Genomic DNA, 21449 nt, shown 5'->3' on the forward strand with positions numbered 1-21449 from the left:
AGAGCTTGGAGAGAGACTTCAGAGACTTACAGACGATTACACAGATGCATGTGTGACTATCAGAGAGCTTTATCCTGTAGGAGAAGAGAGAAAGCCTGGTATTGCAGACAAGATCAAGAAGTTTGTTAATTCCTATAACCTCATGGCTAAGGCAAAACAGCCAAGTGCAGAATTCCTTCGTGAAGCTGAGAGAGCTGACAATAAGGACGGCTTTAACAAGACAATTGATAAATACAGCAAGGGTACTGTGATTTTTAGAGAGGGTGAGCCTGGTAAGTGCATGTATGACATTCACTTTGGTACAATCGGTATCTATACCGGTTATGGCACTCCAAATGAGAAGTGCCTGACAACTCTCTATGCTGGCAAGTTCTTTGGAGAGATGGCCCTTCTTAGCGGCGAGACAAGAAGTGCTACAGCTGTTGCTCTTGAAGAGGGTACAATGCTTGAAGCTATCTATATGGATGATTTTGAGGAGATCTTTTCTAAGAACCCAACCAAGATCGAGTCAATCATCAAGCATATTTCCTTCAGGATCAGAAGACTTACATATGAGTATGTAAATGCCTGCAAGATGATCTATGATGCTGCAGAAGCTGAACTTAAAAATTCAGTAAATGATGAGCTCAAGAAGAAGGCACAGGAGTATAAAGAGAATTATTACGGCTGATAACGGTCAGAATTTGTGCCCGCTCAAAACTGAGCGGGCACATCTTTTTTATGAGGCAGGGAGAAAGCATGGAAGGTTCATCAAAACTCATTCAGGAAAATATCATGAGAAATATGGCAGAGGGTGTCATGTCCATCGGTTTTAATGGCGTGATAAACTATGTCAATCCTATAGCTGTAACAACTCTCGGACTTCCGGAGGACTGTGTCGGAAAGAAGTTTGCTGAGTGTTTCTTTGACAGCATTGACAACGACGAGTTTACGCAGATGGTCTTGGATGCTGTATATGACAGGACCAGGTCCCACGAGGGAATTGTGCCCTATATCAGAGGCAATATCACGCTGCAGCTGCGTGTTGTTACATCTTTTTTACAGGAGAAGGGTGAAAAAGTTGGCATCATCGTAGTTTTCAGTGATCTTAGCGAACTTATGGATCTAAGGGATGCTGTAAAGAGCATGGAAAAGATAAGAGCTCTTAATTCACAGCTTGAGCTTAGAAATAACCTCCTGTCTGAGACATTTGGAAGGTTCTTGTCTGACGACATCGTACGCCAGCTCCTTGATACCCCTGATGGTCTTAGGCTCGGCGGCAAGAAAAAAGAGCTGACAGTCATGATGAGTGATCTAAGGGGCTTTACAGCCATGAGCGAGAGGATGGATCCTGAGGATCTTATCACCATGTTAAACCACTACCTTGGTGAGATGACAGATGCCATCCAGAGCAAGGAAGGAACCATCATAGAGTTTATGGGAGATGGTATTTTTGCCATATTTGGGGCGCCGCTTGACAACGAAAGCCACGCTGCGGACGCAGTTGCTGCAGCTCTTGATATGCAGAGCAGGATGGAAGCCATCAATAAATGGAACATCGAAAGAGATTTCCCTCTCCTTGAGATGGGGATCGGTATAAACACAGGTGAAGTCATTGTTGGAAATATTGGCTCTGAAAAGCGCACCAAGTATGGCGTTGTAGGAAGTAATGTAAACCTCACCGGAAGAGTTGAGAGCTATACCATAAACGGTCAGATTCTTATATCCGGATCCACCAAGGAGTCAATTCTTTCAGATATGTCCATTGCAAAAGAAATTGTGGTTCATCCAAAGGGAGTCAAAGGGGACATGAAGCTGTATCAGGTTGTTGGTATAGGAGAGCCCTATAACCTGTTTATCGACGTTAAGAGCACTTTGCCCGACAAACTTGATAAGACCATACCTGTAACTTTCTATATTGTCGAAGGCAAGCACGGTGAAAAGAAATCTCACTACGGCGGAATAACTGCCCTTGGACAGGACATGGCTGTCATCGAAACCGAGGCAGAGCTTAACGTCTACGACAATATGCAGTTAGAAGCCGGAGGGGAACTGTACTGCAAGGTCATGGAGAAGAATGATTCCGGATACCTTATACATTTCACCTCTGTTCCATCGGGCTACAAGCAGTGGAAAGAATATTTTGTTGGAAAATGATTTTTTTTGAAATAAATCTGCCATGGTGACAGATCCTTCGTATAAATATATAGCAACACTATAAATGGCAGTGATCGGAGGATGATAGCTATGACAAGAAAAGGTTATAACACAGCAGATTTCATCATGGAGCAGCTCTCATTTGAGGAACTTGGGCTCATTACTGGTGGAGTAGGACTTGACAGCATATACATGATCGCAGCAAGCCCTAATACCACTCCGCCTCAGCCATGGTTTCCAAAGTGATCTCAAAATCCTTGGATCTGACTGGTACAGGAAAACTGTATGAAGAGTAGTGAAACTAAAAAGAAAAGATCACTAAAGAGGGTGGCACTAAGTGCTATCCTCTTTGGTGCAATAATAATCCTTTTTTCGGCGGTGCTTGTTGAGATAGTTCTTTTCATCTATCCGACCCTTGAAAACTACAAAAGGGAACTGACTCATGAGGGAGATTTTGCAACAGCGCTGATAGGTGATGAGTACCTGGAAAAAGTTTTTAGTGAGGTAAAGGACGTTTATTATAATACGCCTGAAGAGATACGGCATGAGCAGTATTCCGATGAGTATGTGAATATTATAAGGCCGTTGGTTGATGATGAATTTATGAATGCCAGGAACATCCTCACAACCTGCAGGGAAAGGTCAAAGCTTGAGAACGTATATTATACCTTTTTCGATGATGAATATGAAAGACTTGTTTATGTCATCGACGGCAATGACAGAAATTTTGCCTTCCTTCCGGGAATGTGGCTGTCTGATGAAAATGGCACCATTGATTCTCCCAAGGTGATAGAAAGAACCCTTAAGTCCAACTGGTATCTGCCTGTTACCTATGGAACTGTCCAGGGATGGACTGCTACCAATTACACTGCAGTTTACGATTCTTCAGGAAATGTCATCGGCTATATGACCATGAACATCACCATCAACTCTTTTGCCAGACAGATAAAGACGTTCCTGGCTATCTACATTCCGGTAATGGTAGTTGTGCTTGTTGGAATAGCTATTCTGGCAGCAGGTGCAATCAATAAGAGCATCATTGTTCCCATTAATAACCTGGCAGGAGCAGCAAGGAAGTATACATCCATCAGTAAGGTAGAAAGACATGTTGACACCTCAGTGTTTGAAGATCTCAGTATCAAAACTGGAGATGAGATAGAAGAGCTCTGGGAGACCATGGTAGACATGGAAGATGATGTATCCCAGGCAATGAAGCAGATAAGGGATGCAACGAAAAAGCAGGAGAGGCTTGCTACTGAGCTTGACCTTGCAAAGGGTATCCAGGCTGCAGTACTGCCCACAGATTTTAAAGAAATATCTGCAAAGGATGAGTTTGAGCTTTATGCTTATATGACTCCTGCCAAGGAGGTAGGTGGAGACTTCTACGATTTCTTCATGATAGACGATGACCATTTAGGTCTGGTGATAGCAGACGTATCAGGAAAGGGTGTTCCAGCAGCTCTTTTCATGATGATCAGTAAGAGCCTTATCAAGACAAGGGCCATGGAGGGGGGAAAGCCTTCTGAGATACTTAAGTTTGTAAATGACAGTCTCTGTGAAGACAATATAAACGATATGTTCGTTACTGTATGGCTGGGGATCCTGACCATATCCACAGGTGATGTGATCGCCGCAAATGCAGGCCATGAGTATCCGTTTATCACAGGAGAGGATGGAAAACTTACCCTTTATAAGGACCGCCATGGCATGGTAATAGGCGCCATGGGCGGAATACAGTACAAGGACTATGGCTTTAAGCTTGCAAAAGGTCAGAGACTTTTTGTCTATACAGATGGTGTGGCGGAAGCTACCAATGAAAAAAATGAGCTCTTTGGCCTTGAACGTATAGAGGAGAGCCTGAACAGGTACGATGGGGACAGTCCTGAGGGACTTATCAGATACATGAAGGCTGAGGTTGACGCCTTTGCCGGATCCATGGAACAGTTCGATGACATCACTATGCTGAGCCTATGGTATAAAGGATGATTGCCGCAGGCAGAGACTGTTTCGTATAAATATCCGATAGCATAAAAGTGATGCCAGAAAGAATGAGGGAGAAATATGAGTAAGAATTTGAAAAACGCCATGATAGGTGAGGATGAGCTTGAGCAGGTTTCAGGAGGAAAAGGATCTACTGCCAAGCATATCATCAAAACATCCAACATACAGCAGATTATCTGCAAGTACTGTAAAAAGCCGTTTTATGCTGATGTAAACAAGATACAGGTCACCTGCACAAACTGCAAAAAAAGAAATACTCTGGATGGCTGATTTGGTCTTTATTTCATTGAGCCATGCACTAAAAACAGATATAATTATTTTATAGTGACAAAAGCTGGGAGCGTGATTTCATGAAGATTTCTTTTGATCTGGATGAAGTACTATTTGTCTCACCTGATACCTTTGAAGTCGAGCCGGAACTAAAGTTTCCACTTAATAAGATGTTTACCGAGAGACTTAGAAAAGGGACTGTATATCTGATAAATGAACTTCAGAAAAGAGGTTTTGAAGTGTGGGTTTACACTTCTTCATTCAGGAGTGACGTGTACATTAAGGGACTGTTTCGGCAGTATGGTGTTCACTTCGATCAGATAGTAAATGGCTATAGGCACAAGGCTGAGGTCCAGGGTAACAGAGAACAGCTCTTGCCTCAGAAGATGCCACAGTTTTACAGGATATCACTTCATATAGATGACGAAGATGTTATTGTGCAGAACGCCAGAACTTATGGCTATAAGGTGCTTCAGATCTGTGATCCGGATCCTGACTGGACCACAAAGATCATTGATGAGGCTGAGCGCATCAGAAAGCTAGAAGAAGGGAAGTAAACCTTTATGACAGAACAAGATAAGAGAGAGAGAATAGCTTACGCTGAGTATCTTCTGGTGAAGAGTGGAGCAGCTCCAACGGACATAAAACCCAGAGGACAAGGCGAAAAAGAAAACAGACACATATACATCTTAAATGATAATTATTATCGCATTGGAGAAGCTACTTTTGAGGGAATCGACGATCCATATGTGGTGGTCAGTTGCACGGACACCAAAAAGTACGCAGAATATGGACTCTTTGATGACATCCATGCATTTGAATTTAACCTAAGTAATAAGGAGATGGAAAAAGAAATAAGGTTCGCCCTGGGACTGGACGAACTATTTCCAAGTTGATAATGACCGCCTTAATGACTGCTGACTCAGAAAAGTGTGAGACAGACAGTTTAAGGCGGCTTTTTTTATTGATGAGCTTTTCGCTGAAAAATTTATAAAAATTTTATTTCACATATTGCTAAAGCAGGCGCACTATTAATTCGTTAGTGTGTTATCATAGTATAAGGACTACTATATCTTGTGTTTTTGACTTTATGATTCAGAGGGGGAATCTTGTAAAATGGCAAGCAATCAAGTGTATCCATTCGAAAGAAATCGTTATTATCCAGGCAAGATGTTGACAACAGCTGATTTCCAGGCTGAACAGAGCTATCACATCAACAAGCTTCGGTTCATGAACAGCCTTATGTATGGCGCTGGGATCGTGTGCGGTTGTAGCGTGGTCAATCTGGACGATCTCTCAATCCTTGTAGAAAGCGGCGTTGTAATTGACGGTAGCGGCCGTGAGATAATAATCGATTCGTCTTTGGTAAAAAAGCTTTCGGCTATCGAGGGCTTTGATGATCTAAACAGCGACACTGCATGTCTGTGTGTGCGCTACAAAGAAAAAGACATTCATTCTGTTTATGCGGTAAGTCACAAGGAATCTGATCAGGAGTATGAGTTCAACCGCATAAGTGAAGGCTTTGAGATGTTCCTTGTAGACAAGGACGAATTTGACGAAGGCTTCGAAATGGAATCTGAATTCCTTCAGACTGAGAGCCTGTTTGTGGGCGCCAATTTTGAAGGAAGTATCACTATGCCTACAATTGTCAGCAAAGGCCGCAATGTAAAGGCAAGAGTAGAGATCCGCAAGACAAGTTCTGCGGATGTGAAACTGTCATATAGAGCTATATTGGATATCCCCAGCTTTTCTGCCCCCGACGGATCCCAACAGATAGATATTGAAATAGATGATATTGAACTTCCAGAAGGTGGAGTTTATTACAAGGATTTATGGATGGAAGTCCATAACAACGCAGGTATCGAGAGCAATGTGATCCTAAGAAGCGGATCAGCAACTGCTTTTGAAAACGACAAGGCTATTTCAGTAGAGAACAGCTTTGCCATGAAGGTAAGATTCTCAGAAGATACACCATCTTCTCTTATTAGAAGAGAAACAGGTAAGCTCTCCCTTGAAATGAGACAGGCTGTCACATCAGATGCCATAAAGCTTGCTGAGATCGATCTTATGAGAACTGACAGCGCTTATGTTATCGAGAACATAAGAGAGGTTAAAAAGAACCAGTATATCGACCTTCCTGCCCAGACAGGTATCAGAAATGACTACATGGAGTTCTTCAATAAGGAAGTAGATATTAAGGAAAAGCACGGCGAGTCTTCCTTTGAGCCATCCAAGGCTCCAGTTGTAGAGTACACAGGGTCAGAGCTTAAGAACGTTGCAACAGGTGTACTTGAGATTCCTTTGGGAAGAGATGCAAGAAAGGGCGACATCAGATATTCAGGTGAGATCACCCATGGCCTTGGATCAGGTAATGTTTATGTTTCGATAGGTTATGAGTATATTTCTCAGGACCAGACCCTTGGCGCAAGTGCCAAGAGCACTGTTTATGGCAATCCAGAGCTCTTTTCAAGACAGGCTCAGCAGCTTGTTGACGCTGAGACTGCTGTAAGAGTGCTTAATGATAAAGGAAGCTTTGTTGTTGCAGCAAGACTTCTTAGAGATGTGGACTTTTTGGTTCTTACCTACAGATGGGTTGCTATCAAGTTCCCTTCAGGAGAAGAGCTTGAGGCAGCAGATTACTATGGCAAGTCCATCACTGCCAAGACTCCTACTGTAGTTATGAGACCTAGGGAAAATTACTACTTTGGAGTTCAGTTCAACAATATGGATCCATGCAGTATCACATACGAGCTCACAGCTCCCGGAACAGGAGAGGTTTCAACTGATGGTGTATATTCTGCTCCTGCAAAAGAGGGCGTATATGAGATACGTATCTACTGTTCAGACATGCCTATGGTATGTACTTATGCTTATGCAATCGTTAAATCCACTGCTACGGAGGAGGATGTAGGAAGCATCAAGGAACAGGAAAGTGAGCCTATGGTCAAGCTACCGGATATGAAGGAATTCAACCTCTAAAGGGGATTAAAGAATGATCTACGAGTCCGACAAAATGCGGCTTTTGCCGGTGGCCACCAGAAGTCTTGGGGAAGTGAACGACTGCTATATCTGCAGGGATTTGAATTCTTCAGGTGGGATCTTATATACAACAGTGGTGATCCACCAACACGAAGTGGTACGCAAAGTTCTGGAACTGTTTAAGTTCTCCGGCAGAAGCGGAGAGCAGATACTGGTTGATAACTTTGCTGTAGGGGAAAAGCATGTTCTTGTTTTTCCCTACCACAACGAAAGACCGCTATTTGATTTCTATGAGGGGGAGTCAATGACGCTGGCTCAGTGCGAAGATATTTGTATCAGCACGATTCTTGCCTGCATAACGTCAGATCTCCCATATCCAATTTTATATTTGCTACTTAGTAACGGTAAGCTGAATCTGTCTGGTGACGGTTCGGTCTATTTTGGTTACGAAATGGACCTTAGCGAGCTAAACAGCGAGATAGGTGAAAAAGAGTGTACCGATGTGTGCGCAAGAACGCTCCTTCTCCTTCTCCAGCCCAAGTCAGGACAGAAGGCTACAAGCTTTTATCTGCTTGAGAAAAAGGTAGCCAATGGCAGTTACCACAGATTTACAGATCTGTACAGGGATATCACCATAGCTGCTGTTACAAAAAAGAAGATAACTCCATGGTTTTTATTTAAGCTGTGGGTTAAAAGAAATCAGGATGCTATCATCGGGATATTGTTCTGGATAAGCCTTATCCTGGGAGTTATTGCTCTTTCCATCATCCTTTCAAGGGTACTGCTTGGAGGCAATTCCTGGTTTAGATTACTGTTTAACACATTTAAGAAGATAGGAACTGAGAGTCTGTTGCAATAGGAGAACCTATAGATGGCAAGCAAAAGCTTAAGAACAAGAATCATCATAGTCCTTTACATCATTAGCTTTACAATATCTCTTTTCATCTTTTCCGCTTTGATGAGCCGGGTATCTGTGGATGTTGAATGTACTGCGTATTCACAGTATACGGTTTCAGGTGGTGATATTTACTATGCCCAGAACATGAAGGGCACAGGCGGTATCTTCAAGATGAATGGCAAGGGCAATGTTTCGAGGATGTACCTCACAAAGAGTATTGGAGATAAGAGGATTCTTGGGATCACAAATCGCGGGGATAACATTTATGCTGTGCTGTCTTCTTTTATAGAAGAAAAGGATCCAAATGATCCGGATGCCATCAAATATACTGCAGCTTATCGCATAATCTGTCTTGATAAAAAGCTTGCACTTCAGACCCAGACACAGAAGTTCACAATTAGCAACGATGAGATGATCAGTGGATTTTCCGCTGATGACAAGGCTCTTTTCATAACAACAATAAGCCTGGACGGTCAGTACGTAAGAGTTTACTCAGTTGATGTCAATCAGCTTAAAGACCCTAAAGATGTTGCAACAGATGCTCTTAAAGTATCATCTGTCAGATCAAAAAAAGCTACAGAGGGAAGGTTCTTTGCTGATGCCATCTACACTGCAGATGGTCTGCTTGTAAGAACTGATAGTGATGTTCCTGCAGGTGCTTTTGCAATTGACCCCTATATTCAGAGCGCAGTTTCAAATATGAAGCTGACCATCGGACAGCTCTGCTCACTGTATTCAACCTATATCATCTGGTATCTGGCAGGTCTTGCTATCTGGTTCATAGTTCTGTATCTGCTGATCAAGACCTTCGAAAACAGGAACAGATCTTTCTATTATATCGTTATTGCTGAGGCTACTTTGTTCTTCATCGTGCTCCTTGGAACTATCCAGATAGCTAAAAACCAGGCAGATGCAAGGGCTACAGAGCACTCAAGATTTGGGATCATTTCACTTATCAGTCTTGCAGATGAAGCAGGACTTACTGAGAATATCGAATACACTGATGATTTTTACGATTCAGAAAGATACTTTGAGATCGCAGGAAGTCTTGGAGAATTTGTAAAAAGAGAAGGAAATTCTGACATCTTCTATGATGTATTCGTATATAGACTTAGAGATGGAGTTGTCTGTGCAAGTGGAAGTGGAAGAAACAGACAGACTCTTACAGAGGTTTATGGACAGGATCTGGACTCGCTTGCCTACAATATCTACAGGGGACAGAGGTACACCGCAGTAGATACTGAGATCGAGGGACAGAACTACAGGGCAATAGCAGCAGCTGTAGATATTCTTGCTCCAGAGTATGCCCTGGTTGGCATCATCAATTCAACAACAACTGATGCCACAGTTTTTGCGGATAACAGAGGAGTGATCCTTGTATTTTTGCTTATCTACTTCCTGGCAAGTGCATTAGTGGTGCTTGTATGGTTCCTTCACATGAGAGACATCACAGCCCTGGAAGGCGCTCTTTCAGCTACAGCCCTTGGAGGTGAAATGCCAGAAAAGCCGGTATTTATTGGGCGTGACATCAAGGACATGTGGGACAGCGTTACAGAGATCCACAAGAGGATCGATGAGATCGAATACGCCAAGATAAGGATATTGGAGGCATACTTTAGATTCGCTCCAAAGAATGTTGAAAAGGTTCTTGGCAAGAAGTCAATCCTTGAAGTTCAGAGCGGAGATACCTGCAGCATTCAGGGCACGATCTCAATGATCGGTCTTGACCTTAAGGGCGGAAAGACCTTAAGAAAGCTTGACAAGATGATCGAAAACATAGGAGTTTACCAAAAGGATCACAACTCCATCATCATTGGCAAAGCTCCTGACCTTTCAAGACTTCAGCTGCTTTATCTTCATGATGAAAAACAATGTGTAAGGTCCTACATTGATCTGTTTGGATCAAGCTTTGGAAATAGTGATCACGCCAATATTTCAGCAGTACTGTTCTTTGACAGGTCAAGATTTGGCGTAATAGGAAGTGAAGAAGAGTCCACAACCTACATGTATTCTGACAATCAGGATCTAATCACTCAGATCAGCAGATTTATCACTCTTCACGGCCTTGGGCTTGTAATAACTGAAACTGTAAAGAGAAGAGAGAACATAAATCTTCCACTTCGTTTTGTGGGCTATGCAGGCAAGGATACAGACGGCAATATGGTTCAGCTCTATGAAGTACTTGATGTTTATTCAGCCAAGAAAAGAGCTGAGAGAATTGCTACTTTGGATAGATACAACGAAGCACTTCGCTTGTTCTATGAAAAAGATTTTTACATTGCCAGAACCAAGTTCTCAGACATCTTAAAGGAAACACCTGATGATGACCTTGTTAAGTGGTATGTATTTGAAGCTGACAGGTACTTAAATGAGAACGTTGAAGGCGATGCACACAAGATAATCCATCTTTGAGAAAGGGTTTTTAAACCATGGGCGAGGGATTTGGACTTCTTAATATTCTGATCCAGACTATTAAGTCCAAGATGACTGGACTTGTTACCAAGTTCAGACTCTACACAAACTGGAACTTCATAAAGACCAAGATTGTTGTAAGGATCCGAGACTTCTTCGCCAACATGATTGGCGTCAAGCCAAGGAACAAGGAGGACTACTACACCATTGGACGGTGGATGTTCAGTAAGCGCCTCCTGTACGCATTGGTTATTATCATTGGTGTTTTGAGCATCTGGTACATCACATCAGAGACTACTCTTTTCAGAAAGTTTTCTGAGGATGGGATTCAGACTTATAAATACAACTCAGTAAGACTTCGCACTGCAAAAGGAAGAGTAAGGATAACCGGAAAGAGCGGATACCTGGCATACGACGGCAGTGTTGAAAAGGGATATGTTACCGGCGATGGAACCCTCTACAACAAGGACGGCAATGTGGTTTACAAAGGAGCCTTCCTTCAGAACAAGTATGAGGGCTTTGGAACACAGAACTATGACAGTGGAGTACTTAAATATAAGGGAGCATTTCATGAAAACCTCTATGAAGGAGACGGAGTTCTCTACAGAGAGGACGGAACTACAGAATATAACGGCGAGTTTTCAGAGGGCATGAAAAATGGCCACGGAACCTTGTTTGACACAGGCGAAAACGAGATCTATGAGGGAACCTTTAGCAGCGACCATATAGCTTACAATGAGCTTCTTGGGAAAACAGTATCTGAGGTTTCGGACTGCTACAAGGCCCACAGAACACTTTTTATGACACCAACAGAGACTGTTGCCATCATGGATGATATAGGAGCCCTCTATCACGCCAGGAGCGATGCTGAGTCCCTTGAGGATGAAGAGGTAGTTGATTCAGTATATGTTCTTTCAAATACCTACAACATTGGAAATCAAGTGGTAGATACAGTTTCGGAACTCAAAGAAGTTTTTGGGGATCCTTCATATGAAGGTAACTCCAATGTGATCCTTCCTGAGGCAGTTGCCATCAACAAGTTAAATGAAAAAGAAAATGCCCTGTTTGGAAAGGTTGACATGGATGTGGAACAGACCTATTCAGACGTGGCAGAAGTAAACAGTTTTGACAGAAAGTATGTAGTTTACATCTATTCCTTTAAGCGAGGAGACGTAATGTACTCCTTCGTCTGCAAGGAAAAGGGTGCAGATTTTGACTTCTATTACATAACAGGAGCAGGAGATGAGAGTGCTTGAGAGTAAGCGAAAGCTGAATACTGTAAAGAGTATATTTGCAGGTACTCTGGCAGCAGTATGCCTTACTGTAAGCACTATGCCAATTCAGGCAGAGGCTGTGCTCCCGGCTCAGAAAAAACTCACCCTTGCTGCAGCAAGGAGGCTTGCTGTTGAAAACTCCACTGAGTATGAAAGCGCTGAGCTGACCATAGAGGCCAAAAAGGCTGCCTATGAAAGTGCTGTCAAGTCTGTAAAGCTAAAAGAGACTAGCATGAAGCAGTTCAGATGGAGCCCCGCTCTTAGTTTTAAATTTCCACAGGAACCCAATCTTGCAGAGGCTTCAGAGTTTAAATTTAAGCCTATTGCCAAACAGTATGAAGTAAGTGTTGCTGAGCACAACTATCAGGACAAGGTCTTTGCAATAAATGAAAAGACCAACAATCTCTACTGCGAGATAGTGGTACTTCAGGAGACCATCGCCTTTAATGAAAGGCGTCTTGAAGCAACCAAGGATGGTCTTGCCAAGAACGAAGCCAGGCTCCGTCTTGGACTTGCCAGTAAGGCTGACGTAGACAAACTTGAAAAGAAAGTCACATCCTTAAACAACAAGGTGGCAGCTGACAGGAGAACTCTTGAGGCGGACCTTAAAAAGCTCACCAAAATGGTGGGAATGGATGTTACAACAGGATATACATTTGAAAAGCCCTACATTGAGGCAACCATAGACAGAACTCAGCTCCAGCCCCTTATTCAGTACACAAGGGACAGAGACCAGACCTATTATGAGGCCTGTATCAATGAGTTCTCTGCAAGAACTGAGCTCACAACCAATGCAAGTCTCATGAAGCAGCATTACGGCAGTGAATATGGAATGATCGAGTCCTATGTGAGCATAGCTTTAAACGGCGGTGAAGTTAACAAAAAAGCTTTCACCAAGCAGTACAAAGCATTCCTTACACAGATAGACAGCCACTGGCAGGGCAAAAAGAAGATCTTCTGGTTCCTTAAGCTTCCAAAGATATGGTTTAAGGGTGACCTTGATGGAACAAGATATATAGAAGATGACGCGACAGTCCTTCAGACAAACGTACTTGACTACGTTTCAGCCCTTAACGACAAGAAGGGGGCAAGAGAAGAACTGGATCAGAGCGTAACTGATGCTTTTAATAATTACATTTCCGTTCGTAATTCGTATAAACAGTATATAAAGGATGTTGCTGATGCAGAGGAGAATCTTAAAAAGGACGAAATAAGAAACCGTGCAGGTGAAATGACCTTTGACGAGTACGACTCAGCAATGTCAAGTTTTGAGGAACTTCAGAACAATATGCTGGATTCCATGAAGCTGTATACTACAACACTTTACTCCTTTGACAGGCTTACCTGCGGAGGTATAAGCGCACTCCTTTCGGGAACAGATGCAGATATGAATTCAGCCAAGATAGGAGAGAGTTATATAGAAGAAAATAAGGCTGACGGTGCTTACTACACACTGGAATCCTTAGTAGAGGGAACAATTTTCGAACTGACTCTTCATATACCTGATGATTTCCCAGTTACCATAACTGATTATGAGCTGTGGATAAACAACATACAGGTTGGAGAAAAAACACCATCAGATAAAAAACTTCGTCACCTTACTTTGGACTATGACACAGTAAATGAAGCCAAGATAAGGGTATTTAATGGAGATGAGTTTATCGATGATGTGATCATCGATCCCACAGTTGAATCCGGTCCATTACCTATCAATACAGGATACGACATAAAGAGAGACCTTCCTGGTCAGGTTGGTACATTTAAGGTAGAGCAGAATGAGACCACGGGACTTATGTCACTTACCTTTGAACTTAACAGTGAACTTCCAGAAGTTACAAGCTTTAAGGTTCTAAACGATGAGGGCAAAGCCCTTGGCAAGGATGAGCCTATAGAAATTGACAAGCCACTTATATATGTGGAGCTTCTTAGGAAGTCACTTGATGATCTGACAGTAGAGTTTTACGACGAAGCTGGAGATCTTGTAGAAACAGCCAGATTTGATCAGGCCAACAGCGCAGTTATTCGAGAGGATGAGGAATAAATGAAATTTCCAAAGCTTTCCTACGACAAGTTAATAAGAAGAGGTATAGCCATTACCTTGTGCGCAGCTACTCTGGCACTTGTTTTTGGCAAGAGTTTTCAGTCACGGGCTCTTTTTGATGAGAGTAAGGCCATCAACTATCAGACCTTCGCATCAAGGACTACAGTGGAGAATTCAGTTCTCTTTATCGGAACTTATATCATCCACAAAGACGCCCTGACTGATGACCTCTATGAGAAAGCTCAGGATTCAGCTGCTGAGTCAGGTCAGAACAACATGTATTACAAGTCTGAACTGGCTGATGGAAACTGGTTTTTCCTTGATACAGTAGACAACGGCATCAAGGGAATTTCCTCCGAAGGTCTTCCTGAGAGCATAGATACCATCAATCCTTTGTATGTGACCTACTATGTTGGATCTGATGGAGTTTTAAGGGATGCCAAGACCATGGCTGGACTCAATCCTTTTGACATTCCGGATCCCTATAACCTTGCTAATCTTCCGGAGCTTGATCCCATAAGGACCCAGTACACCATGTCAGAGGGAGCAACCAGTATCTCACAGGAGGATTTCTTAAGTAACAGAAACTCCAAGGATTCAGGAAACCTTAGAAGTGATGTTTATTACTACCAGCTATTGTCCACGTTCTTTTCATTAAACCTTAGAGATGCGGCTACAGACAAGTGTGACACACAGCTTGCAAACTTGAATCAGTCCTATATCGCTCTAAAGGATGCAGGAGAAGATGAGAAGGCTGCTATTGTATATGACCTTATGAGTAAGGTAGATGCCACAAGAAGGCTTCTTATCATGGAGAGACTTTCTGAGATGGATGATAACCTCCTAAGTAAGCTCAATGAGTTATCTACCGGCACTTACTATACGCCTTATGGTAACTTCAAGGATTCTTCCGAGGATAAAAACAAAGATAACCTTCCGGACTATCTGGTAGATCTTGAAGACTCTACAAAGGGGGATATGAGTTCATCTTTTACATCTAATCCTTTTGTACTTCAAATGTTCAAACAGCTGGGTATTGTCTCCAATTCAAGTGGATGGTGGACAGTACTTGAGGAGTACGAGGCAGATAAGGAGAAAAGAGCTGAGGAGGCCAATGAAGATAATGATGACTACGTAAGAGACAAGTCTCCTTCAGAGTATCCTTTCGTACAGGATGCAGCAATCATTGAGGCTATTGGAACCGCAATGGAGAACTGCAACAACAGCTACAACACATACAGAGCTAAGGCATTAGTTGATTCTGATGATCTCTTGCAGCACTTTATCTATGATTACAGCACTCAGGTCATCGAGCAGACAGTTGGTACCACAGTTGGAGGCCCTATAGAGTTCCTTCAGCATGTCACCAACATAAAAGAAGATAAGATCAGCGACCAGGAAGGGGAGCTTACATATCTTTTAAACACTCTGATACCTATGGCAAGCAGCAGATATACTACATCTTCCAATGCTCAGCCAGGAGAAGCGTATGTGGCTGCTACTTCAGAAGGAGCTAAAAAGTCCGCCCTGGAAGATCAGAAAGCCGACCAGGAAGCTGACAGAGCAATGCTCCAGTTCCTGATAGAGGCCATGAGGCAGAGACAGACTGCTGAAACAGCCCTTGAATTTGTAAATGAGAGGATAACCATTACAGAAGGTCTTCTGTCAGCACTTCCTGATGGAGAGTACAGAACCTATTCAGCATCATCTGTTCAGGCCCACATTGTATGGCTCAAGGAAGAAGCCCAGAAGATCATTGATTCCGATGAATCCTTAAGATCCAAGCTGGCTGAGCTCCTTGCAAGGAAGAATGCTCTTCAGGATAAAAGAGATGGCTGCCTTGATAACAATGACCTGGCAGGAGCCAAGAAATATGATGCACTAATCGCAGCAGTTGATCAGGACATTGCAAGAGAAATCGCAGGCGGTGCAAGCGGCAGCCAGGACAATCTGGCAGACAAACTGGTAGATAAGGCACTTTCAAAGCTGGCAGATGATGCCAATGCAGATCTTTCCGGTATTGCTGATGCACTTGCAGAACTTGGAGAGGACGACAAACTTGATGCCCTTGCTGATAAGGCTGAGGCTTCCGGAGCAGGAGCTGATACTCTTGCAGGTATAAGCGATGCCAAGAACAAAGGAGATGGATCCGGTGTCGATTCGGATGCACTTCTTGCGCAGCTGGAAGCTCTTTTCGGAAAGAGCCTTGATGAAATGGACGAGGATGAGCTTGCAGTAGCAGGAGCAACCTGCTCAAGACTTTCAAGATCAGGTATTACTCCGGCAGATTCACTGACTCAGATCATTGTAGGTAAGCTCGTAGATAAAAATAACAGATTTACTTACAGCCAATACACTGAGAATGCATCCACAGAGTATATCAGCATGGAGACCCTGTCCAACTGTACAGATTTTAGATATTTTTACGATGATTCCAAAGCAATTGCTACCATGACCAAGGGTTCAATCGTATATATATTTAAGAGAGGTTCAGATGAGATGCATAAACAGGATACATCATCTGACGGAGAGCCCCTTACTGAGAAGGTTGCATACCAGGGAGTTGTATTCCTGGATGAGGATGATACTCAGAACTACTTTAATTGTGAAGCTGAGTATTGCAACAAGACCAAGTACGCTATCTGCCTTACAGCTCCCAAGCAGGCAGCTGTTAAGGATTACACAGAGAGACTAGAAGAGTTCTTTAAAGAAAACTGATGAAAGGACTTAACCTAAAATGGCTGATTATCCCATTATTGCAGACGTAAGTCAGTTTATAGTTAAGACGCTCAGGGACAAGATGTGTCCAGAGCCAATACCTTCTCCCAACAACATAGAGATTTCGTCCCCCACTTCACAGGACGTTGACTACCTTGTTGGTGTTTATCTCTATGACATAAGAGAAGAGGCAGAAGTTTCGACCCCAAGGTATATCCAGAAGGGAAGAACACAGATCACGAAACCTCCACGACCATATTCTCTTTACTATATGGTCTTCATCAACGGATCAGGTCAGATGGGCCTTAAAGATCCGGATATGCAAAAAATCATTGGGAAAATAGCGCAGATAGTTAACGACAACAATTCTATCTACCCCAATGAGCTCCAAAACTGGCTCGATGTGCCGGAACCTCCTATTGTACTGTCTCAGGCGAAGATAAGTCTGGAGGAAAAGGAACGGGTGTGGAGGATGGTCAACAAACCCTATCAGATCTCATTATTCTATAGGGCGGCCCCCGTTTACCTTTCAAGCGGCGAGTTTATCAATACTCCTCGCGTAAGCGATGCGAGCTTTGAAATTGGAGTAACCGGCGAAGAAAGGGGGTAAAAATTCTAAGTGACAACAGTGATTTCAGCAAAGTTATCACTAGCGGTAGCTCTCATGGATACTACTACAGGTCGGGGAGTTACTGAACCGGATGTCAGGTTCCTTAGAGATGGCAGGTTGATACCTGTCATGCGAAAAGGAGAAGGGCTGTACATCATTGTAAACGAAGGCAGGGAAGACTTTCCCATGCGAATAGAGGTTTACGGGTACGATCCAAAAGACGTCACGGTGTGCTATGAACAGCTGGATCCAAGGCTTCCTACGCTTGATGTCTTCCTGATGCCGTCAGAGAAGAACAGGCTTGGAGGATCAGTACTTGAAATATTCGGAACCCTTTCAAAACTGGAATATATCGAGGCGATCAATCTTGAACGCCCGATAGGTCTTTATCACAGCATGCAGGAGAAAAAAGGTGTTTATACCATGAACCTTTTACCTGTGCGCACAGGAGGTGGATGCAGGCTCGATCAGCTAAGCTACGCGCTTACTGATGAAGCATCAGAGCGCTACGATGTCTTTACTGTAAAAGAGCAGGATGCACCACTTAAGATCATCCTAAGAGATCCTTTCCAAAAAGAGCATAAGCTAAATGATAAGATCTTCCGTATCATTTATGGCAGAGCGGGTCCGGATGGTAAGTTCTCACTGAAGGTCAGAGATGACGCAAACTCACTTCCACATATTGTTCGTTTTGGAGTTGGAGGTAAGGAATACTTCAGAAAAGTAGACTTTCATCTGGAAAAAGGTGAAATAGATCTTTTAAAGGATGCAATAAAGGTAGAGCCTGTAGACCAGAAAGGAGAGGAACAAGATGAGTAATCTGGTAGTAGCAACAGGCACGGCAATGTGCACCATGGGAACGGCTCCTGGACCTATAAAGGTTACCAGTAACCAGAAGGTGTTAGCCAGCGGAAAACCCTGTGCAACCATTCAGGACAGTCAGCCCATGGCATGTGTAGGACCATTTGGGATGTGCACATCACTTGCTAACCCACAGGTTGCAGCAGCTACAGCAGCGGCTCTTGGAGTATTAACTCCCCAGCCCTGTATACCAGCTCCGGCAGGTACATGGATCCCAACTAAACCCAAGGTACTGATTGGCGGGAAACCGTGCCTTACCAATGACGCTAAGCTGGTATGTGCTTATGCAGGTCAGATTTCAATCACCAATCCAGGACAGGTCAAGGCAACAGCACAGTAAAACAAAAGAAAAGAGGTAAAGTATATGGCAGAGTATTTATCACCAGGCGTATACGTTGAAGAATATGATAACTCTCCACGGAGTATCGAAGGCGTAGGTACAAGTACAGCGGGCTTTATCGGACTGGCAGAAAAAGGACCTTTAGAGGGTGCCCCACTTCTCGTAACCAGCATGAGGAGCTTCAAACAGCAGTTTGGCGGATTCCTTTCCGAGTTTGGCTACGGCGAGTACAGATTCCTTGCAAACAGCGTAGAGCAGTTCTTTGATAATGGCGGAACAAGATGTTATGTAATGCGTGTTGCTCCAAGAGATGCAAAGCCTGCTTCAGCCAAAAAAGGTCTCTTAAACGTAACAGCAACAAGCCCAGGAACATGGGGAAACAAGATCCAGGTTATGCTCTCAACCAATAAAAAGCGTAAACTCCAGCTTGTTGAAAAGACAGATGCTGGATTTAAGGCTAAGACTCTTGAGGGCTTCAGAGAAGGCGATCTTGTAGAGTTTGAAGGAACCTTTACCAGAATTAAAACTATATTCGACAGAGAAGTTACTTTCGAGGATGACATCCCAGATGCAGCTGTAGATGCTGATATCATTCCAAAGTCTCTTTTGTACCTGGTAAGCATCGACATGACAGTTCGCTACGGCGACGATGTTGAGAACTACTCAGAGCTCTCTGTTAACACACAGTCACCTAAGTACATAGGATCAAGACTTGCTGGTTCAGATATCATCAAGGTTGAGGTATCTAATCAGAAGACTCCTGGAAACCCTGTAGCAGACATCCTTGGTGATGACGTTACAGACGGAGTATTCTTCCTTGAGGGCGGTACAGACGGTTCTGTATCCAAGATCGATCCTTCAACTTATATTGGTGAGGACAACGGCCCTGGCAAGAGAACAGGACTTCAGGCATTCGTAGAGAACAACACAGTCAGCATGCTGGCTATTCCTGGCATCACAATGCCAGAGGTTGTAGTAGCTCTTGTTGGACACTGTGAGAGACTTCGCAGCCGCTTTGCAGTTCTGGATATGCCAAAAGAGATGTACAAGACAGCAGATCTTATTGGCTACAGACAGATGGTAGATTCCACATACTGTGCAATGTATCATCCATGGATCCAGGTATTTGACAGATCCTCCAACAAGTCTGATTACATCCCACCTTCAGGTGCAGTAATGGGCGTTTATTCAAGAACAGATATCGACCGCGGTGTTCATAAGGCACCAGCTAATGAGGTTGTATTCTGTACTGGCCTTTCAGTTAACTATACCAAGGATGAGCAGGATATCCTTAATCCAGAGGGAATCAACCTTATCAGAGCCCTTCCTGGACAGGGAATCCGTATCTGGGGCGCAAGAACAGCTTCCAGCAACAGTGCATTTAAGTATGTTAACGTTCGAAGACTCTTTATCTTCGTTGAGGAGAGCATCAAGGCTAATACCAACTGGGTTGTATTTGAGCCTAATGATCCTACCCTCTGGCAGAGAGTTAATCTCACAATCTCCAACTTCCTTGATGGACTTTGGAGAAACGGAATGCTGGCAGGCGATTCAGCTGCTGACAGCTACTTCGTAGAGATCGGACCTTCCACAATGACAAGAGACGACATCATGAACGGAAGACTTATCTGCAACATTGGTATAGCTCCATCTCGTCCTGCAGAGTTTGTAATCTTCAGAGTAACACAGCATACATCTGAAGCAGGCGGCGAAGGCGGAGAAGAATAAAAAATAGAAAGGAGTCATAGAATATGGCTACTGGAGCATATGATAATGGTAAAGGTTCTGCCTATCCATTAACCAAAATGAACTTCCTCGTAACCGTAGATCAGGTTTCGGGAGTTGCAGCTTTTTCTGAGGTAACAGGAATCGAGGCAACAGTTGATGTTATAGAGTTCCGTCAGGGTAATTCAGGTTCACTTGCACCTGTTAAGATCCCAGGACTTGTAAAGCATGGAAATGTTACACTTAAGATGGGCTACATCGTTGACAGTGCATTCAAGACATGGTGCATGGAGTGTGTCAGCGAGATGCGTGGACAGATTCCTCGTTCAAATGTGACCATCGAGTTGGTTGATATCAACTCAGGTGCACCTACAGCAGCGCTTACAGCAAACGTTGGTGCAAGACAGTGGACACTTACCAATGCTTGGGTTACTAAGTATCAGGCTCCTGATCTTGATGCTAAGAACTCTGATGTAGCGATCGAGACAGTTGAGATTGCATACGAGGAACTGGTAATTCCGAATTAAGCATGGTTGTTTGCTTTTTGGGCATAGGAGCGTAAGCTCCTGTGTCCTGTAAAGCAAATAAATCTAATAAAGGTTTAAGGAGGAAAGTATGGAGACTATCTATGATTTTACTCTTCCAAAGGGGTATATTGATGCATCGGGGGAGGTGCACAAACACGGAAGAATGAGACTGGCTACGGCTGGTGATGAAATATCAGCAACAAGGGACCCAAGAGTACTTGCTAATCCCTCATATCTCACAATAGTGATCCTTAGTAAGGTAGTGACAGAGCTTGAAGGGCTGGATGCAGTAACAGCCACCACAATAGAAAAGCTCTTTACTGCCGATTTGGCGTATCTGCAGGACATGTATCAGAGGATCAACGACGTTGAGCCCCCAACAATGACCTGCGTATGTCCTGATTGTGGCAAGACCTTTGAGGTGCCACTAAATTTTACACAGGAGGGCTAAGGCTGTACCCAAAAGATGATCTCTACAGGGAAATGTCTTTTATCTCCTATTACTTCCACTGGGGTGAGGACCAGGTAATGGGGCTTCCCCACGCTGAGAGGCGCAGGTGGTGCAGTGAGATCAGCAGTATCAATAAGAGCCTTAATCCCTCTAAGAAGGAAAAAGAAAAGAGTATTTTTGACCTGAAACCAACCAGGTAAAGAGGA

20 protein-coding genes are annotated in these 21449 nt (G+C 43.5%); all 20 read left to right on the plus strand.

Annotated features, from left to right (window positions below):
• On the plus strand, positions 1 to 670 hold a 670-nt coding region (locus J6I68_RS17000; RefSeq protein ID WP_292222049.1), incomplete at its 5' end, for a cyclic nucleotide-binding domain-containing protein.
• A gap of 68 nt (positions 671 to 738) precedes the next feature.
• On the plus strand, positions 739 to 2136 hold the full coding sequence (locus J6I68_RS17005; protein WP_292222050.1) for an adenylate/guanylate cyclase domain-containing protein: 1398 nt from the start codon (positions 739 to 741) through the stop codon (positions 2134 to 2136).
• A gap of 90 nt (positions 2137 to 2226) precedes the next feature.
• A complete protein-coding gene (locus J6I68_RS17010; RefSeq protein ID WP_292222052.1) occupies positions 2227 to 2382 on the plus strand; it encodes a hypothetical protein in 156 nt (51 codons plus the stop codon).
• Between the two features lie 39 nt (positions 2383 to 2421).
• Positions 2422 to 4122: a PP2C family protein-serine/threonine phosphatase gene (locus J6I68_RS17015; protein ID WP_292222054.1), complete on the plus strand. Its 1701-nt coding sequence runs from the start codon at positions 2422 to 2424 to the stop codon at positions 4120 to 4122.
• A 75-nt stretch (positions 4123 to 4197) separates the two neighbouring features.
• Entirely contained in the window at positions 4198 to 4407 is a 210-nt protein-coding gene (locus tag J6I68_RS17020; RefSeq protein WP_292222055.1) for a hypothetical protein, read from the plus strand.
• A gap of 80 nt (positions 4408 to 4487) precedes the next feature.
• Positions 4488 to 4964 (plus strand): HAD family hydrolase, encoded by a 477-nt coding sequence (locus J6I68_RS17025; RefSeq protein ID WP_292222057.1) that lies wholly within the window; start codon positions 4488 to 4490, stop codon positions 4962 to 4964.
• Between the two features lie 6 nt (positions 4965 to 4970).
• Entirely contained in the window at positions 4971 to 5303 is a 333-nt protein-coding gene (locus tag J6I68_RS17030) for a hypothetical protein (protein ID WP_292222058.1), read from the plus strand.
• Between the two features lie 220 nt (positions 5304 to 5523).
• Entirely contained in the window at positions 5524 to 7386 is a 1863-nt protein-coding gene (locus J6I68_RS17035) for a hypothetical protein (protein ID WP_292222059.1), read from the plus strand.
• Positions 7387 to 7399: 13 nt separating this feature from the next.
• Entirely contained in the window at positions 7400 to 8245 is an 846-nt protein-coding gene (locus J6I68_RS17040; RefSeq protein ID WP_292222060.1) for a hypothetical protein, read from the plus strand.
• Between the two features lie 12 nt (positions 8246 to 8257).
• Complete coding sequence (locus tag J6I68_RS17045) at positions 8258 to 10696, plus strand: hypothetical protein (protein ID WP_292222061.1); 2439 nt, start codon at positions 8258 to 8260, stop codon at positions 10694 to 10696.
• Between the two features lie 17 nt (positions 10697 to 10713).
• A complete protein-coding gene (locus J6I68_RS17050) occupies positions 10714 to 11952 on the plus strand; it encodes a hypothetical protein (protein ID WP_292222062.1) in 1239 nt (412 codons plus the stop codon).
• Entirely contained in the window at positions 11945 to 14011 is a 2067-nt protein-coding gene (locus tag J6I68_RS17055) for a TolC family protein (RefSeq protein WP_292222063.1), read from the plus strand. The genes J6I68_RS17050 and J6I68_RS17055 overlap by 8 nt, the downstream gene beginning before the upstream one ends.
• Entirely contained in the window at positions 14012 to 16729 is a 2718-nt protein-coding gene (locus J6I68_RS17060) for a hypothetical protein (RefSeq protein WP_292222065.1), read from the plus strand.
• A 19-nt stretch (positions 16730 to 16748) separates the two neighbouring features.
• Entirely contained in the window at positions 16749 to 17339 is a 591-nt protein-coding gene (locus tag J6I68_RS17065; protein WP_292222066.1) for a DUF4255 domain-containing protein, read from the plus strand.
• Between the two features lie 9 nt (positions 17340 to 17348).
• Positions 17349 to 18158 carry a hypothetical protein gene (locus J6I68_RS17070; RefSeq protein ID WP_292222068.1) on the plus strand — a complete coding sequence of 270 codons (810 nt, stop codon included), beginning with the start codon at positions 17349 to 17351 and terminating at the stop codon, positions 18156 to 18158.
• Positions 18151 to 18540, plus strand: coding sequence for a DUF4280 domain-containing protein (locus tag J6I68_RS17075; RefSeq protein WP_292222070.1), 390 nt, complete (start codon positions 18151 to 18153; stop codon positions 18538 to 18540). Before J6I68_RS17070 ends, J6I68_RS17075 begins: the two co-directional genes overlap by 8 nt.
• 24 nt (positions 18541 to 18564) lie before the next feature.
• Positions 18565 to 20268: a phage tail sheath family protein gene (locus J6I68_RS17080; protein WP_292222072.1), complete on the plus strand. Its 1704-nt coding sequence runs from the start codon at positions 18565 to 18567 to the stop codon at positions 20266 to 20268.
• Between the two features lie 23 nt (positions 20269 to 20291).
• Positions 20292 to 20792 (plus strand): phage tail protein, encoded by a 501-nt coding sequence (locus tag J6I68_RS17085; RefSeq protein ID WP_292222074.1) that lies wholly within the window; start codon positions 20292 to 20294, stop codon positions 20790 to 20792.
• Positions 20793 to 20880: 88 nt separating this feature from the next.
• Positions 20881 to 21243, plus strand: coding sequence for a phage tail assembly protein (locus tag J6I68_RS17090; protein WP_292222075.1), 363 nt, complete (start codon positions 20881 to 20883; stop codon positions 21241 to 21243).
• A gap of 2 nt (positions 21244 to 21245) precedes the next feature.
• Entirely contained in the window at positions 21246 to 21443 is a 198-nt protein-coding gene (locus tag J6I68_RS17325; RefSeq protein WP_330622575.1) for a DUF6760 family protein, read from the plus strand.
• The last annotated feature ends 6 nt before the right edge of the window (positions 21444 to 21449 follow it).

The sequence above is a fragment of the Butyrivibrio sp. genome (assembly GCF_017940685.1).
Taxonomy (GTDB): domain Bacteria; phylum Bacillota; class Clostridia; order Lachnospirales; family Lachnospiraceae; genus Butyrivibrio.

Excerpts from the sequence above, each read along its gene's own strand:
- J6I68_RS17075 (WP_292222070.1), top strand. The coding sequence starts at position 18,151 with ATGAGTAATCTGGTAGTAGCAACAGGCACGGCAATGTGCACCATGGGA.
- J6I68_RS17015 (WP_292222054.1), top strand. The coding sequence starts at position 2,422 with ATGAAGAGTAGTGAAACTAAAAAGAAAAGATCACTAAAGAGGGTGGCA.
- J6I68_RS17025 (WP_292222057.1), top strand. The coding sequence starts at position 4,488 with ATGAAGATTTCTTTTGATCTGGATGAAGTACTATTTGTCTCACCTGAT.
- J6I68_RS17030 (WP_292222058.1), top strand. The coding sequence starts at position 4,971 with ATGACAGAACAAGATAAGAGAGAGAGAATAGCTTACGCTGAGTATCTT.
- J6I68_RS17090 (WP_292222075.1), top strand. The coding sequence starts at position 20,881 with ATGGAGACTATCTATGATTTTACTCTTCCAAAGGGGTATATTGATGCA.
- J6I68_RS17060 (WP_292222065.1), top strand. The coding sequence starts at position 14,012 with ATGAAATTTCCAAAGCTTTCCTACGACAAGTTAATAAGAAGAGGTATA.
- J6I68_RS17050 (WP_292222062.1), top strand. The coding sequence starts at position 10,714 with ATGGGCGAGGGATTTGGACTTCTTAATATTCTGATCCAGACTATTAAG.
- J6I68_RS17065 (WP_292222066.1), top strand. The coding sequence starts at position 16,749 with ATGGCTGATTATCCCATTATTGCAGACGTAAGTCAGTTTATAGTTAAG.
- J6I68_RS17035 (WP_292222059.1), top strand. The coding sequence starts at position 5,524 with ATGGCAAGCAATCAAGTGTATCCATTCGAAAGAAATCGTTATTATCCA.
- J6I68_RS17005 (WP_292222050.1), top strand. The coding sequence starts at position 739 with ATGGAAGGTTCATCAAAACTCATTCAGGAAAATATCATGAGAAATATG.
- J6I68_RS17045 (WP_292222061.1), top strand. The coding sequence starts at position 8,258 with ATGGCAAGCAAAAGCTTAAGAACAAGAATCATCATAGTCCTTTACATC.
- J6I68_RS17010 (WP_292222052.1), top strand. The coding sequence starts at position 2,227 with ATGACAAGAAAAGGTTATAACACAGCAGATTTCATCATGGAGCAGCTC.
- J6I68_RS17020 (WP_292222055.1), top strand. The coding sequence starts at position 4,198 with ATGAGTAAGAATTTGAAAAACGCCATGATAGGTGAGGATGAGCTTGAG.
- J6I68_RS17080 (WP_292222072.1), top strand. The coding sequence starts at position 18,565 with ATGGCAGAGTATTTATCACCAGGCGTATACGTTGAAGAATATGATAAC.
- J6I68_RS17040 (WP_292222060.1), top strand. The coding sequence starts at position 7,400 with ATGATCTACGAGTCCGACAAAATGCGGCTTTTGCCGGTGGCCACCAGA.
- J6I68_RS17085 (WP_292222074.1), top strand. The coding sequence starts at position 20,292 with ATGGCTACTGGAGCATATGATAATGGTAAAGGTTCTGCCTATCCATTA.